General features: G+C 56.7%; 12 protein-coding genes and 1 pseudogene. 7 read left to right on the top strand and 6 right to left on the bottom strand.

What is annotated here, in order from left to right; genetic code table 11:
• Window positions 1-11 precede the first annotated feature (11 nt).
• Both AARI_RS05970 and dapB read right to left on the bottom strand, forming a co-directional pair.
• Window positions 12-467, bottom strand: a complete 456-nt coding sequence (locus AARI_RS05970) for a tetratricopeptide repeat protein (RefSeq protein ID WP_013348432.1) — start codon at window positions 465-467, stop codon at window positions 12-14.
• The gene (dapB, locus tag AARI_RS05965) at window positions 464-1,222 is read right to left on the bottom strand and encodes a 4-hydroxy-tetrahydrodipicolinate reductase (RefSeq protein ID WP_013348431.1); all 759 of its coding nucleotides are present in this window, start codon (window positions 1,220-1,222) and stop codon (window positions 464-466) included. The genes AARI_RS05970 and dapB overlap by 4 nt, the downstream gene beginning before the upstream one ends.
• Window positions 1,223-1,417: 195 nt before the next feature.
• Here dapB and AARI_RS05960 point away from each other — a divergent pair, with 195 nt between their 5' ends.
• Window positions 1,418-1,828, top strand: coding sequence for a hypothetical protein (locus AARI_RS05960; protein ID WP_013348430.1), 411 nt, complete (start codon window positions 1,418-1,420; stop codon window positions 1,826-1,828).
• 89 nt (window positions 1,829-1,917) lie between these two features.
• On the top strand, window positions 1,918-2,652 hold the full coding sequence (locus AARI_RS05955; protein ID WP_013348429.1) for an alpha/beta fold hydrolase: 735 nt from the start codon (window positions 1,918-1,920) through the stop codon (window positions 2,650-2,652).
• Window positions 2,653-2,722: 70 nt separating this feature from the next.
• Here AARI_RS05955 and AARI_RS05950 read toward each other — a convergent pair whose 3' ends face one another.
• From AARI_RS05950 to AARI_RS05945, 3 genes are all read right to left on the bottom strand, one after another.
• The gene (locus AARI_RS05950; RefSeq protein WP_013348428.1) at window positions 2,723-4,093 is read right to left on the bottom strand and encodes a M16 family metallopeptidase; all 1,371 of its coding nucleotides are present in this window, start codon (window positions 4,091-4,093) and stop codon (window positions 2,723-2,725) included.
• A 175-nt stretch (window positions 4,094-4,268) separates the two neighbouring features.
• On the bottom strand, window positions 4,269-4,661 hold the full coding sequence (locus tag AARI_RS19605) for a hypothetical protein (protein ID WP_157867103.1): 393 nt from the start codon (window positions 4,659-4,661) through the stop codon (window positions 4,269-4,271).
• 129 nt (window positions 4,662-4,790) lie between these two features.
• The gene (locus AARI_RS05945) at window positions 4,791-5,282 is read right to left on the bottom strand and encodes an S-ribosylhomocysteine lyase (RefSeq protein WP_013348426.1); all 492 of its coding nucleotides are present in this window, start codon (window positions 5,280-5,282) and stop codon (window positions 4,791-4,793) included.
• A 120-nt stretch (window positions 5,283-5,402) separates the two neighbouring features.
• Here AARI_RS05945 and AARI_RS05940 point away from each other — a divergent pair, with 120 nt between their 5' ends.
• The 3 genes and pseudogenes from AARI_RS05940 (at window position 5,403) to AARI_RS05930 (ending at window position 9,084) form a co-directional block, all read left to right on the top strand.
• Window positions 5,403-5,963, top strand: coding sequence for a phosphorylase family protein (locus AARI_RS05940; RefSeq protein ID WP_013348425.1), 561 nt, complete (start codon window positions 5,403-5,405; stop codon window positions 5,961-5,963).
• Window positions 5,964-6,204: 241 nt separating this feature from the next.
• A pseudogene (locus AARI_RS05935) lies at window positions 6,205-7,572 on the top strand (short-chain fatty acid transporter).
• 252 nt (window positions 7,573-7,824) lie between these two features.
• Window positions 7,825-9,084: a DUF2254 domain-containing protein gene (locus AARI_RS05930; protein WP_041648582.1), complete on the top strand. Its 1,260-nt coding sequence runs from the start codon at window positions 7,825-7,827 to the stop codon at window positions 9,082-9,084.
• Between the two features lie 72 nt (window positions 9,085-9,156).
• On the opposite strand, the gene AARI_RS05925 is transcribed toward AARI_RS05930, so the two are convergent.
• Window positions 9,157-11,394 carry a polyribonucleotide nucleotidyltransferase gene (locus tag AARI_RS05925; RefSeq protein ID WP_013348423.1) on the bottom strand — a complete coding sequence of 746 codons (2,238 nt, stop codon included), beginning with the start codon at window positions 11,392-11,394 and terminating at the stop codon, window positions 9,157-9,159.
• 599 nt (window positions 11,395-11,993) lie between these two features.
• Here AARI_RS05925 and AARI_RS05920 point away from each other — a divergent pair.
• Entirely contained in the window at window positions 11,994-12,782 is a 789-nt protein-coding gene (locus AARI_RS05920) for a hypothetical protein (protein WP_146040949.1), read from the top strand.
• 99 nt (window positions 12,783-12,881) lie between these two features.
• Window positions 12,882-14,132, top strand: a complete 1,251-nt coding sequence (locus tag AARI_RS19915) for a PT domain-containing protein (RefSeq protein WP_013348421.1) — start codon at window positions 12,882-12,884, stop codon at window positions 14,130-14,132.
• The last annotated feature ends 164 nt before the right edge of the window (window positions 14,133-14,296 follow it).

Below are 14,296 nucleotides of genomic sequence, written 5' to 3'. Positions count from 1 at the left end.
CTTGGTATGCGCTACCGCTGGTTAACGTTTTGGTCGGTACGCCAGAAACCGATCGCGGTACGCAGCGATTTGCGCGCACGTGGCTTGTCGCCGCAAGCCTCATAAGCCAACGCCAGCCTGTACCAGGATTTCCAAGATTCTGGATTTTCTTCGACGTCTTGCTGATGCCTTGGGAAATCAGCATCAGCAGCCGAGCGAATGAACCGGCCCGATGGCATCCGAGGCAGGTCCTCTGGCAATTCGCCGGAGGCAGCCAATGACTTGCCCATCTTCTCGGTGCGCAGACCGAAAAGCACTTCACGGATGAGAATCCAGACGCACAATGCAGGAATAACCAAAATGGCGATGCCCATGATCTGTGCGACCAATTCCCCGGTTTTCAGCAGGCGGATTGCTTGGGTAAAGGTCATGCCGATGTACAGCGTGAACAGCAGCAGAATGCCGCCTACCCACAGTTTGGTTTTCACTTGCCCAGCTCCAAGTATCCGTCAAGGCCATAAGTCAGCCCAGGGCGCGAGGCTACGGTGCGCAGGCCCAAGAACACTCCTGGCATGAACGAAGCACGGTCATAGGAATCATGGCGCAAGGTCAGCTGCTCGCCTGGTCCGCCAAACAGGACTTCCTGGTGAGCTACGAGGCCACGAAGACGTACCGAGTGCACGTTGATGCCATCTACCACGGCCCCTCGTGCGCCATCTATCTGGGTTTCCGTAGCATCCGGGCTGGCAGGCACCCCTGCGGCTTCACGCGACTTGGCAATCAGCTCTGCGGTACGCACAGCGGTGCCGCTGGGTGCATCGACCTTGTTCGGGTGATGGAGTTCAATGATTTCCACGGATTCGAAGTACTTTGCGGCCGTGGCGGCGAAAGCGCTGGCGAGCACGGAGCCAAGGGCGAAATTCGGTGCAATCAGCACGCCTGCTTCCGGGTGCTCAGCGAGCAGCGCTTCCAGATTTGCACGGCGTTCATCATCCCAGCCGGTCGTTCCGACAACAGCATGAAGTCCGTTCTCAACGGCGAATCGAACGTTGGAAACGGTTGATGCTGGAACGGACAGATCAACGATGTGGGTTGCTCCGGATTCAAGGATCTGAGACAGGTCATCGCCTCGTCCCAGCTCTGCTACCAATTCCATATCTGCAGCCTCAGTCACGGCTTTAACCGCTTCTGAGCCCATTCGTCCGGCCGCGCCGAGCACGGCTACCTTGATCTGTGCACTCATAGGCTTAAGCCTATCGCCATGACACCATCAGCCTTACCAACGGTTACGTGATCTGCCCCGAGTTTTGCACCGGGCAAACTGCAGCAAGTCGCCAGTTGCGGATATCGGCTCGTGCCTTACGGCCAGTCCGACTTGTTTTGCCCAGCTAATAGGGGAAAAATATGTTTCAGTAGTCGCCAAGTAGTAAGCAGGGCCATGGGACAGAAAATTAAGCGTTTTGGTTTCGGTGTGGGCACAGCGCTCACCGTAGCCTTCGCGATCACGTCATGCGGTTTAGCCAGCGAACCGACCGCCCTGTCCGACGAAGACCAGGCCTCGATTGTTGAACTCGTCCAGGAGCAAGGAACAGTCATCGAAGCACCGACCTGCAGCGTCGAGGTTTTCCGTATTGAGGATTCCACGACTTACGGCTGGGCTAGTTGCGCGCCATCCAGCAACGAATCGGCCGATGCCATGGCACAAGTTGATGCCTTCCCGTTCCGCATCGACGGGCAAGATCTTCGCCGTCCGGACGACGGGTCCAAATTTGATGAAGATGTCAAAGAGCTCTTCCCCGAAGATCTTCGGTCTGCAATCAATCAGCATGCCACCGGAGCAGGCAGCTAATTTTCCGCTCCGGCACACCATTTGTGGTGCGCCGGGTCGTTACCCTAACCAGTAGCTTGTGCGCGCTAATCGCACGATGAAAGGCCGGCGTGCGGCATAAGTACTTCGGGAAACTGCCCGAGACCCTGAAGACCAGGCTCTCAGTACGGATAGCTGGCCGGGGCCCTGACGTGGTGCTCATTCACGGTCTGGGAGCATCTAGCCGGTATTTCACTCCCCTAGCCAACATCGTGGCAAAAAAGTATCGTGTCATCGTCCCCGAGCTTCCAGGACACGGCAAGAATCTCGACGGCGGCCGTCCCGTAACGGTGGTGCGATTTGCCCATGAAGTAGCGCTGGCAATGCGTGAGTTGGAAGTTGAGAACGCTATTGTTCTGGGGCATTCCATGGGAGCGCAACTTGCTATTGAGCTGGCACGCGCGTGGCCAGACTTGGTCAAGCATCTGATAATTGCAGCTCCGGCAGTCAATGATCGGGAAGCTACGCTCGTCAGGCAAGCACGACGGATCATTGAAGATTTCCAGCACGAATTAAACTCTGTGAAAGCAATTCTTCTGGTCGATTACCTGCGTTGCGGGATCCCCTGGTGGGCTAAGAGCTGCGCACAGATGCTGGAGTACTCCACTATCGAAATGCTGAGGACGGTGCGCTGTTCGATAGATGTTGTGTGCGGAACCCGAGATCCTTTATCTCCCCCAGAATTCGGTCTTCGCCTTGTTGCTAAAGCACCGCAAGCCAACCTCACCGTCATGCGCCAGGGAGCGCATGGCTTCAACTTCTCCCATGCACCCGAGCTTGCGGACCTCATCGACGCAGTGCCCTAAGCCGCTACCAACGCAGTTGCCCCTGGTATCCAACTGAGACAGTCAGATGCCAGGGGCAAAATAGCGTGTTCTAGAGGCCTAGTGCAGCTTCATTTTCAAATGGTCCCACCACGGTAATGACGCGGTCCTTAGCGGCCAATTCGCGAGCGAGGTCTTGCACGTCCTGGGCGGAAACCGCATTGACGCGAGCTAGGGCTTCGTCGATGTCTTGGAATTCGCCGGTGATCATTTCTGCGCGGCCCAAACGCGACATGCGGCTTCCTGGATCTTCCAAAGCCAAAACCGTTCCACCAGAGAGCTGGCCCTTGGCCTGTGCCAATTCGCTTTCAGTGATCCCGTCCTTGGCCAGTCGATCAAGTTCGGCGCCCAACAGCCCAATAACCTGGGCGGCCTTAGCCGGGGCGCAACCTGCGTACATGCCGAAGTAGCCGGCGTCGGTGTAGGCCGCTGAGAAGGAATAGGTCGAGTAGACCAGACCGCGCTTCTCGCGAATTTCTTGGAACAAGCGCGAGCTCATGCCGCCACCAAGCACAGCGTTGAGCACTGCGAGTACCTGACGTCGGTCATCATGGCCGGTGATGCCTGCGCAGCCAATGATGATGTTGGCTTGTTCGCCGGGGCGGTTGATAACTTCCAGACCAGCCTTCGAATTAATCTTCGCTGGTTCGCCCATCCGGCGCGGTTCTGGAACGGCCATTGGGTCCAGTTCCCAACCGGCTTCAGTCAGTGCCTTGAGTACAAGTTCGCAGAGTTTGTCGTGTTCCAGAGAACCGGCAGCGGTAATGATCAGTTCGCCTGGACGGTAGTGGGCACGGTAGTGCTCCATGACTGCCTCACGGGAGATTTCCATGATTTCTTCAGGAGTGCCCCCGATGGGGCGTCCCAACGGATGGTCGCCCAGCACGTTGGCTACGAAGCGTTCGTGGGCGACATCCATCGCGTCATCGGCGTCCATAGCCAGTTCTTCAATGATCACCCCACGTTCTTGCTCCAGTTCCTGCGGGTCGATCACGGCAGAAGTAACCATGTCGGCAATGACATCCAGTGCCATTGGCAGGTCGGTGTCTAGCACGCGAGCGTAATAGCAGGTCGATTCCTTGGCCGTAGCTGCGTTGGATTCGCCGCCAACGGCGTCAAAGGACTGCGCGATTTCCAGCGCGGTGCGCTTGGCAGTGCCTTTGAACAGCAGGTGCTCGAGGAAATGCGTGGAGCCGTAGTGGCCAGCTTCCTCGTCGCGGGAACCCACGGGCACCCAGAAGCCCACGGTGGTTGACCGCTGCCCGGGCATTGCCTCGGTCAGTACTCGTACGCCGCCTGGCAGGATGCTGCGCCGGACTTCAGAGCCGCCTTCGCCGCGGTGGACCAGTGTTGGGTCCGCGGGGTCAATCGGGGAAAACTGGGTGGTCTCCACCGAATGCAACGGCAATGGAATCATGGCCACGTAGATACGTCCTTAATTCTTTGAGAAGAGCCTTTCAGGCTCAGTGCACTGTCTTTCATTCTCCCATAGTGGCGCGGAGATAAAGCAATAGCTCAGCGGTGACGGAGCCATCACATTCTGCTCCGCTACGAGTTCGAAGCGTTGTCCCGGCCGTACTTGTCGAACCGCGGGCTAACTATGATGCGTCAAGGTATCCACGTTGCGCGGCATCGGCGCATACAGGGGTCTGGCGCTCTGGATCATTAGAGGCACAGGAAAGGTAAACGGTATTCGCTGCTGCTTCTGTATCTAGTTCTTGATATCCCATTGATCCGGGGTTGGAGGAGACAGCACTGCTCCACTCATCGAGGTTTTTGCATGCACCCAGAGAGGCCTGTTCAGCTTCCTTGATCTGCTTTTCCGGTGTTTCAGGATCAGACCAGGCTTCGTTCTGCTTTTGAATTGCGCTCTGGCATTCCTCGCTGATGGTCGATGTTCTTACTGCATCGAAATTTGCACAACCACTGATGGATATTGCTATGGCGGCTAGTACTGCTGCTAAGGAATGAACTTTGCGCATGCTATTCATGCTACCGATGTAATCCTTTGAATCGCTGACTCGGCCGCTTTCGGTTCCTCTGTCCGTTGAGCCAACGAGACAAGGCAATCCCGCACGCTCCAAACGGAACGCACGGGACTTTCGACTTTCAGCTAGCGCCTAGGCAAGCTTGGAACGATCAAATGCATCAAGGCTGATGCCCTGCTCCAAGATAACCTTGGCCCATTCACGAGCCGAGTGCAGGGAGTGGTCGCGGTAGTTGCCGCAGCTTACCGCTTCGGTTCCAGGAACATCTTCCCAAGTAACCTTCTCAGCGATGTCTTCCAGCGAGCTCTTGATGGCAGCGGCGACGACCTCCGGGGTTGGCTCGCCCCACAGGATCATGTGGAAGCCGGTGCGGCAGCCGAATGGCGAGAAATCGATGAGGCCTTCCATGCGGGTACGCAGCAATCCAGCCATGGTGTGCTCGATCGTGTGCAGGCCGGCAGTCGGGATCTCACCGTGGTTTGGCTGCACAAAACGGATGTCATAGTTGGTGATGGCATCGCCTTTAGGCCCATGCTCCACAGCGATCTTGCGCACGTACGGTGCCTTGACCTTGGTGTGGTCAAGGGCAAAACTTTCAACTTCAGCAAGTTCAATATCACTCATGCATAGAGTCTATCTGCTCACCGTAGAGCGAATCGAGGGCTGCAGGCGAGTCGTAACCGATAGACTTCTGATGTTCGGGACAGTGCAACGCCCGGACTGATTTCTTCAGAGGGGAATTTCATGTCGGACCAGAAGTCCTTGCTCGTCTTTGCACACGCAGACGAAGCCGTAGCATTCGCAGATGTCGAGCACCTGATCTCTGGTGTCGGGAAGGTCAATGCCTCGGTAGCGTTGGCTGGCGCTCTCGCCAGCGGGGATATCAAGAACGTAGTTGTTCTTGGTACTGCTGGCGTGGTTGGCCATGCCGGTGAAGACCGCCCCAGCCTGGATACCATTTACCAGATCACCAAGCTCATTCAGCATGACTTCCCGTTGCCTTCGGCCGATGTCGACCCAACTGGTGAAGTATTGCTTCCAGATAACAAGGTCACCATGGCTACCGGTGATGTTTTCGTTTCCGATGGCGAGCAGCGCATCCACATCAAGTCGCTGGGCGCCTCGCTGGTCGACATGGAAGGCTATGCCTACGCGAGCATCTGCCAGCGCTTCAACGTGCCATTGCAGATCTTCAAGATCCCTTCCGACTACGCCGATGATTCGGCGTCGATCGACGAGTGGGATGAGATTGCCAAGCAGAAGAGCGTTCAGCTGCGCGAGTTCTACGACAAGCACCTGAGCTAAGCATCAGCATATGGCGTTAAGGCCATGCGCAAGCTTTGCTGGGCACCCGGTTGAATCCAACCGGGTGCCCAGCTTTTTAGGCCTCTTGTCTTGATGATGCCCTGTTCTGGCGTCCGTCGCGCTTGAGGCACAGTATCCCCAATATGACGCACCTCACTAGGTATTATGAAGCACGCAACATAGAAGTTCACAACGAACCATCAGCGCTCCGACCTTCACCTAGGCACGAGGTACCAGACTAATGAGCACAGCTCCCTCAAAACGAAGCGGCACCGCAGCTTCACGGGCAATGCGCCCGGTCAATAATTTGGTTGAAAAGTTCATTCCGTCGGCACTGGTTTTCGCCATCGTGCTGACGTTCATCGTCGCACTCATGGCATTCTTTGCCACGGGCTCCGGTCCAGTTCTCATCGTTCAAAGCTGGGGCGATGGCTTGGCAGGTTTGCTCAGCTTCATGACCCAAATGGCCTTGGTTCTGATGCTCGGGTTCATGCTCGCCAACACTCGCCCGGTCCGCAAGCTCCTGCGCGCGTTGAGCAGCCTGCCTTAGTCTGCATTGTCCAGCTATCCCTTTGTCTTCATAGTTTCTGCGGTCGCATCGTTGATCACGTGGGGTTTGGGTTTGGTCGTAGGAGGTCTGCTCGCCCGCGAAATCGCTGCCCAGGCCCGGGAACGTGGATACCGCGTGCATTTTCCGATGCTGGTTGCTTCCGGCTTCGCAGGCTTTGTCATTTGACATATGTGTTATTCGGGATCAGGGCCGCTTACCGCTGCGACCCCTGATTCCTTTATCTCCAAGCAGCTAGGTGCTCCTCTACCGATCTCGGAAACCACATTCTCCACCTGGAATCTCATCGCAATCGTCGCAACCATCGTTGTGGTGGGCTTGGCGCTATACCTGGTGGCACCTCGCGGAGATGACAAGATTTTCGAACTGGCTACTGATGCTCGTGAAAAGCTCATCGAATTAGACGATGAGGTCAGCACGCCTGCGGACCGTGTCGACGCGAGCCGCATTCCAACGTTGCTACTGGGCCTGATGCTGCTGGCCTACTTGATCATTCATTTCACCAAGGACGGCACGCTGACCTTGGACGTGGTCAATTGGTCCTTCTTATGCTTGATTCTGCTCTTGGTCCGCAATCCATTCGAACTGATGGCGCTAACGAAGAATGCGGCATCTAACGTCGGTGAGACATTGCTGCAGTTCCCGCTCTACGCAGGCATTTTGGGCATCATGACCGGAACCGGACTCATCGAGGTTATTTCTGAAGTCATGATTTCCATTTCCACTCCGCAGACTTTTGGCTTGCTGGCCTTCCTCTCTGCCGGTGTCGTAAATTTCTTCGTTCCCTCCGGTGGTGGGCAGTTCGCCGTACAGGCACCGATCATGCTCTCGGCTGGTTCTCAGCTCGGAGTAGATCCGTCCATTCCCATCATGGCCATCGCGTACGGGGACCAGTGGACCAATATGATCCAGCCGTTCTGGGCTTTGCCCCTTTTGGCGATCGCTGGACTCAAAATGCGCGATATCCTCGGCTACATCACAATCGTGCTCATTGCTTCAGGGTTGGTCTTTGGAGCGACCATGCAGATCATTTCGATGTAGTAGTTCCGAGCGATTATCCACGAGGCAGGCGCGGATCAATGACCGTCCAATTGAAACACTTAGCTGGACGGTTTTTATCCGGAGAAATACAGGGGACCCTTGCCTGCCCGAAGGTCTCAGGAACCTGGACGCTTGACGTAAACTCAGCTCAGGTACTTTTTTCCTAGCTGGTAAGCGACGTTGATCAGTCTGGGAATTAGAAAAGACTCCGACTGCGACAGTGGAGTATGAGGGGGATGCATGGTTCATTTAATGACTTACGTGCGGGAGTCGCTTCGCGGCATATGGTTCCGTGCCACTGTTTTCACCATTGCGGGCATTGTCCTAGCCATGTCCGCACCTCTGCTCAGCGGTCTCATTCCCGAGGGGCTCTCCAATGCATTCGGAAATGATGCAGCCGGGACGCTCTTGCAGATTCTGGCGTCCTCGATGCTTGCGGTTACCACGTTCTCGCTTACCACCATGGTCTCGGCCTACTCTACTGCGACGCAGATTGGCACTCCACGTTCCATTCAGCTGCTGATTGCGGACCGGACTTCGCAAAATGCCCTATCGACATACGTCGGCGCCTTCGCATTCTCCATCGTGGGAATCATCGCGTTGTCCATTGGAGTCTATTCAGATTCCGAGCGGGCGTTTTTGCTCTTAGGCACCATCTTGGTCATCGCCATGGTCTTGGTGACGCTTCTGCGTTGGATATCGTTCCTCACGATTTTTGGCCGGATGTCGGACATTATCGACCGCGTCGGCAAGGCGTCTTCCAAAGCCATGCAGGAATACGCGAGCCAGCCACTGCTCGGTGGACAGCACTGGGTGCAGCCTCCGGCCAGTGCGATCCCCGTGGAAGGTACTGGCTCTGGATTCATCGTCAAAGTGCACGTGGCCGAACTGCAGCGTATCGCGGAATCAGAAGGCTGCCAGATCTGGGTTGAGCGCCGTACCGGTTCCAGGATCTTCGCCCAGCACCCTGTGGCGTACCTGAGCAAGCCCGTGTCGCAAGAAAGCCACCAGGCGGTGCAGCGCGCGTTCACCATTGCTGCGCACCGGACCTTTGAGCAGGACCCTCGTCTGGGACTGACGTCATTGTCAGAAATTTCCAGCAAGGCTCTCTCGCCGGGCATTAATGATCCTGGAACAGTGATCGAAGTGCTGGCCGCCACTCATAAAGTTCTGGACATCGCGCTCACCGCGAAGGCCACTGAAACACCTTCGGCTCCCCTGGTCCATGTTCGTCAATTGGACCCGCGTGATCTACTGGAGGATGCATTCCGCGCTACTTCTCGTGACGGTGCAGCGAACGTTGAAGTCATGATGCGGATCCAAAAGGAGTTAGGGGCATTGATCGCGATTGCCGATTCTTCTTGGGACGAGGCGTTGAAAGCTCTAGCCGTTGATTCTCTGCGCCGGGCTGAACTCTGCTTGGAACTAGAAGAAGATCTGCGCGAGGTTCGGCTCATGCATCGTCAGGCATTGTCCTCGAACGGGATCAGCAAAGACGCTGGGCAGGGCTAGCTGCCTGCAGGAGATTAAGCGAAAACCCCGGTTCACAGAGGTGGACCGGGGCTTTCTGCAAGAATCTAAAGACTACTCAGCAGCAACTGCTTCTTCGGCTTCTTCTTCATCTTCTACGACTGGTGCCAGCGACAGCTTGCCACGGTCATCAATCTTGGTGATCTCCACCTGCAGCTTCTGGCCAACGCCGACGACGTCTTCAACGTCTTCAACGCGCTTGCCACCGTTGATCTTGCGCAGCTCGGAGATGTGCAGCAGACCATCCTTGCCCGGGGTCAGCGAAACGAACGCACCGAAGGTGGTCAGCTTCACGACGGTGCCCAGGTAACGCTCGCCGACCTCAGGAACCTGAGGGTTGGCGATGGCGTTGATGGCCGAACGGGCAGCTTCAGCGGACTCGCCGTTGGTTGCGCCGATCAGCACGGTGCCGTCATCCTCGATCGAGATGTCAGCGCCGGTGTCTTCCTGGATCTGGTTGATCATCTTGCCCTTAGGGCCGATGACCTCACCGATCTTATCCACTGGAATCTTCACGGAGATGATTCGTGGAGCGTTGACGTTCAGCTCGTCCGGAGCGTCGATAGCCTGGTTCAGAACGTTCAGGATGTGCAGACGTGCTTCGCGAGCCTGGGTCAGCGCGGCAGCCAGTACCGAAGCTGGAATGCCATCCAGCTTGGTATCCAGCTGGATCGCGGTCACGAACTCGGAGGTACCTGCAACCTTGAAGTCCATGTCGCCCATGGCATCTTCGGCACCGAGGATATCGGTCAGGGCAGCGTAACGGGTTTCGCCGTCAACGGTGTCCGAAACCAGACCCATGGCGATACCTGCAACGGCAGCCTTCAACGGTACGCCAGCGTTCAGCAGCGACAGGGTCGAAGCGCAAACCGAGCCCATGGAGGTCGAGCCGTTGGAGCCCAATGCCTCGGAGACCTGGCGGATTGCGTATGGGAATTCCTCGCGGCTTGGCAGCACTGGAACCAGTGCGCGCTCTGCCAGTGCGCCGTGGCCGATTTCGCGGCGCTTAGGCGAACCAACACGGCCGGTTTCACCGGTCGAGTATGGAGGGAAGTTGTAGTTGTGCATGTAGCGCTTGGACTTCACTGGGGACAGCGAGTCGATCTGCTGCTCCATCTTCAGCATGTTCAAGGTGGTTACGCCCATGATCTGGGTTTCGCCACGCTCGAAGATTGCCGAACCGTGAACGCGAGGCAGGACCTCGACCTCGGCGGAGAGCTGACGGATGTCAGCCAGGCCGCGGCCGTCGATGCGGACCTGCTCGGTCAGGATGCGCTGGCGCACGATGTGCTTGGTGACAGCACCGAAGGCCTTGGAGATCTCGCCGGCACGCTCGGCGAAGGCAGAGCCTTCGGCGGTGAGCTGAGCGACGATCTCGTCCTTGAATTCGCCTGCAGCGTTGTCGCGCTCCTGCTTGTCAGCGATGGTGTAGATCTCTGCCAGGCGGGTCGAAGCAGCAGCTTCAACGGCGGTGTAGGCATCTTCTTCGTAATCGCGGAAGACTGGGAACTCAACGGTTTCCTTGGCAGCGCGTGCAGCCAGGTCAGCCTGGGCCTCGCACAGAACCTTGATGAATGGCTTGGCAGCCTCAAGGCCTTCAGCCACAACCTCTTCGGTTGGAGCCTGGGCGCCGCGTTCCTTGATCAGTTCCCAAGCGTTGTCGGTAGCTTCAGCTTCCACCATCATGATGGCAACGTCGTCGCCAGCGATGCGGCCGGCAACAACCATGTTGAAGACAGCATTCTTCAGCTCGGAGTGCTTAGGGAAAGCAACCCACTGCGCGCCGTTTCCGTCGTCAACCAGTGCAACGCGAACGCCGCCGATTGGGCCGGAGAATGGCAGGCCCGACAGCTGGGTGGACATCGACGAAGCGTTGATCGCTACGACGTCGTACAGCTCATCTGGCTCGATGGACAGAACGGTGACAACAACCTGAACCTCGTTGCGCAGGCCCTTGACGAAAGCTGGGCGCAGTGGGCGGTCCATCAGTCGGCAAGCCAGGATGGCTTCGGTCGATGGGCGGCCTTCGCGGCGGAAGAAGCTGCCTGGGATGCGTCCGGCTGCGTACATGCGCTCTTCAACGTCCACGGTCAGTGGGAAGAAGTCGAAGCCTTCGCGTGGGTGCTTGCCAGCGGTGGTTGCCGAGAGCAGTGCGGTCTCGTCATCGATGTAGACCATTGCCGAACCTGCAGCCTGCTTGGCAATGCGGCCGGTCTCGAAGCGAATGGTGCGGGTGCCGTAGCGACCGTTGTCGATCTGTGCTTCGGCGAATTGGATTTCTGGACCCTCCATTAAGGGGGTGCTCCTTTCGATCGCTCCCACGTGGTGGATGAGCGAACCGTGTGGCCCTACCCAGATCTGGTCTTCGATCGAGACCCGCGCTGGGACGCAAATCCGTCCTAGCGAAAGCCACTACCGAGGACCGCGAAACTGGCGGTCGGGACCAACGGTCAGTCAGCCCTGGGAGTTATTTTCTGTCGGGGCCCGCATAGAATATGCAGACCCAAGTACTAGCCTACCGGGAATTGGCAAAAGACGCAGTTCCCCAATGTTCGTCCCGCGCCAGCGGCTGCTCCAAGACGGCCCGCTGCGGGAATGCGCAACAGGTACTTGTGACTGCCATTGCCCATACAGCTTGTTGCCGGGAAGCTTTGTGCCAGCATGGCGATGACTCCACGGAGGGTTAAGAAATGAAGACTTTTAAGCGGTTTTCAGCTCGCCGCACCTGAGGCTTGCCGATCTTCGCTCTGACCAGTAAAGACCCTGTTTACCGTGGTGTAGGAGTGGATGATTGTCCCGATACTCCGCCGGCATGGCTTTATATTAAAAATCCACTTGCTGGTTGAAAGGGTCATTGAATCGTGATCTGCTGGCTAGGGATTTAGTCTGCAATGTCGCAGATTCAGCATTGCGCGCCTCTTCTTGACTCTGAAGGTTTTATTGTGTATCAGACTCGAAAAAGTATCGTGCGCAAAGCACGTTTGCCACTAGCTGTCGTAGCAGCCGGATCCCTTGCCCTAGGTGGTGTTGTTGGCGGAACCACAATGTTCACCCCAGCCGTCGCGGCTCCTCAAACCACATCGAGCCAAGTCGCAGCAGAACAGGCAGCCTACCCGATTTACAACGACGAAGAATTTACCCTCGTTGACAAGGGCCAAGAATTCTGGACCTTCAACTATGACGAATCCGATCCTGCAAACGGCGTAGTCGTACTCACTGACAACACTGGTTTGGTCTCATCAGGCGATAAGGTGTGGCTGAGTTCTTCCTCGGTACCCAACACCGGCAGCACCCAAGAAGCCAAGCACGAAAACGGCCAGGTTGTTCTCAACGGTCCACTCGATTCGCCAGATGGTTACAGTACGTGGCCTGATCAATTACGACAGGTATCTTTTAGCGTTTCGACCGGGCCAGAAGTCGGCCCGGATATGGTGCAGCACGGTGGAGTCCCCTACGTTCCTGAGCAAGGCATCTCGCTGGTCACCAACGAAGTAGGGCAAAAGTATGCCGTTCCGTTTTTGCCAGTTGGAACAGAAGTTTGGTCTTTCGATATTCCTTCCGGCCTTTCGTGGCTTAGCCAGGCGACTGTATCCATCAATTACTACAGTGATGCCGCCGACGCCCCCAACGGAGGATTCATTGACGTCGAGCTGACTGACGTGGACATCTCGGACGGATAACTCACCATCTCGGACCCCATTCTTTCTGAGCTTGTCGAAGGCGATGCATATCAGGTAACTTTCCGCGGCACCACGGAAGAACAAAACGCATCGGTCTATATGGGGCTTTATGGCGAGACGCCTGAACCAACAGAAGAGCCCACAGCTGAGCCAACAGCGGAACCGACCGAGGAACCAACGGCTGAGCCAACAGCGGAACCGACCGAGGAACCGACCGAGGAACCAACGGCTGAGCCAACAGCGGAACCGACCGAGGAACCAACGGCTGAGCCAACAGCGGAACCAACAGCGGAACCAACAGCCGAGCCGACAGAGGAACCAACGGCTGAACCAACTACGGAGCCAACCGAAGTTCCCGAAGCAGTAGCTCCAGAGTCCGGCGACCAAGTAGCTCCAGGCGAAGAAGAACTAGCCTACGACAGCGATCCGTCGAATCCTGCTGAAGGAATTTACGCATTCAACGTCGACGCAGATGTTGAAGAAGGCGAAACAGTTGTCACCTACCGCACTTCGCCAAGTTCGGAACCTCAGACCATCGAGGGCACCGTGAAGGACGGACAGCTTGTTATCAAGGATGGTGATTCCTTCGGCAACAACGTCAAGGACTTCAACCAGATTCTGGTCACCGTGGAGGACCCAAAGGGAAACGCCATTTCTGCGCTCCTATCCGGTGAGAATGTCCTGAAACTGCAGTCTGAGATCATCGATGATCGCTTGGGAGTCTTGCTTTCTGAGGCAGGATCCGATGCCCTGCGCTTCGATATCCCTGCAGGATTCCCAACCGTGGCTAGCGATAATTTCAGTTTCGATTTGGAATACGTGGCAGCAGACGGAACGCCAGCTGTTCTCTCGGATGCCGATTACGTCGTTGACGGCGAAACCTTGGTAATCAATGATTCCAGAGTTTCCAGTCTTACCGCAGGCACCTACTACTTGAGTGGCAAGCAGCAGGAAGAAACCAGCGACACGGCAGCCGCAGCTGCGGCCTTCGTGAACCCAGCTGCAGAGGAAACCGGGCTCACTGTCTCAACATGGGTCGGCCTCTACGCTCCGTCAGACGAATCTTCGCCAAATGAAGAAAAAACTGAAGAGCCAACTGAGTCTTCTTCGGCAGAACCAACCGCGGAACCGAGCGCTTCGCCCTCAGTAGAACCGACTCAGGAGAATACTCCGACGGCTAGCGCCACCCAGGAAGCTCCTGATGAGGATGACAACCAGAAGAAGCAACGCGATGAACTGGCTGACACCGGTGTAAACAGTGCTCTGCTAATTGCTGGCGGGCTCGCGCTGGGCCTGATCATTGTGGGCGGCATCGCCATGGCTATCCGCCGTCGCAGTCGCCATAGCTAACGGCGTCAAACCGTAGCCCGCGATTGAGCGGCTGATAGAACGACAACCCCTGTCGGTCCGTCAGTCGCTCTTTGCATGAGAAAGCGCCGGCAGGCTACCTTCCACGGCAACGGACTGTCGTTCCCTTGAAATTTGCTGGCAGAAGCAGTCGGCGGTTCAAACTG

The organism is Glutamicibacter arilaitensis Re117, assembly GCF_000197735.1.
In the GTDB taxonomy this organism is placed as follows: Bacteria; Actinomycetota; Actinomycetes; order Actinomycetales; family Micrococcaceae; genus Glutamicibacter; species Glutamicibacter arilaitensis.
The sequence above is the reverse complement of the archived record's forward strand: the minus strand, read 5'-3'. Positions and strand labels throughout refer to the sequence as shown.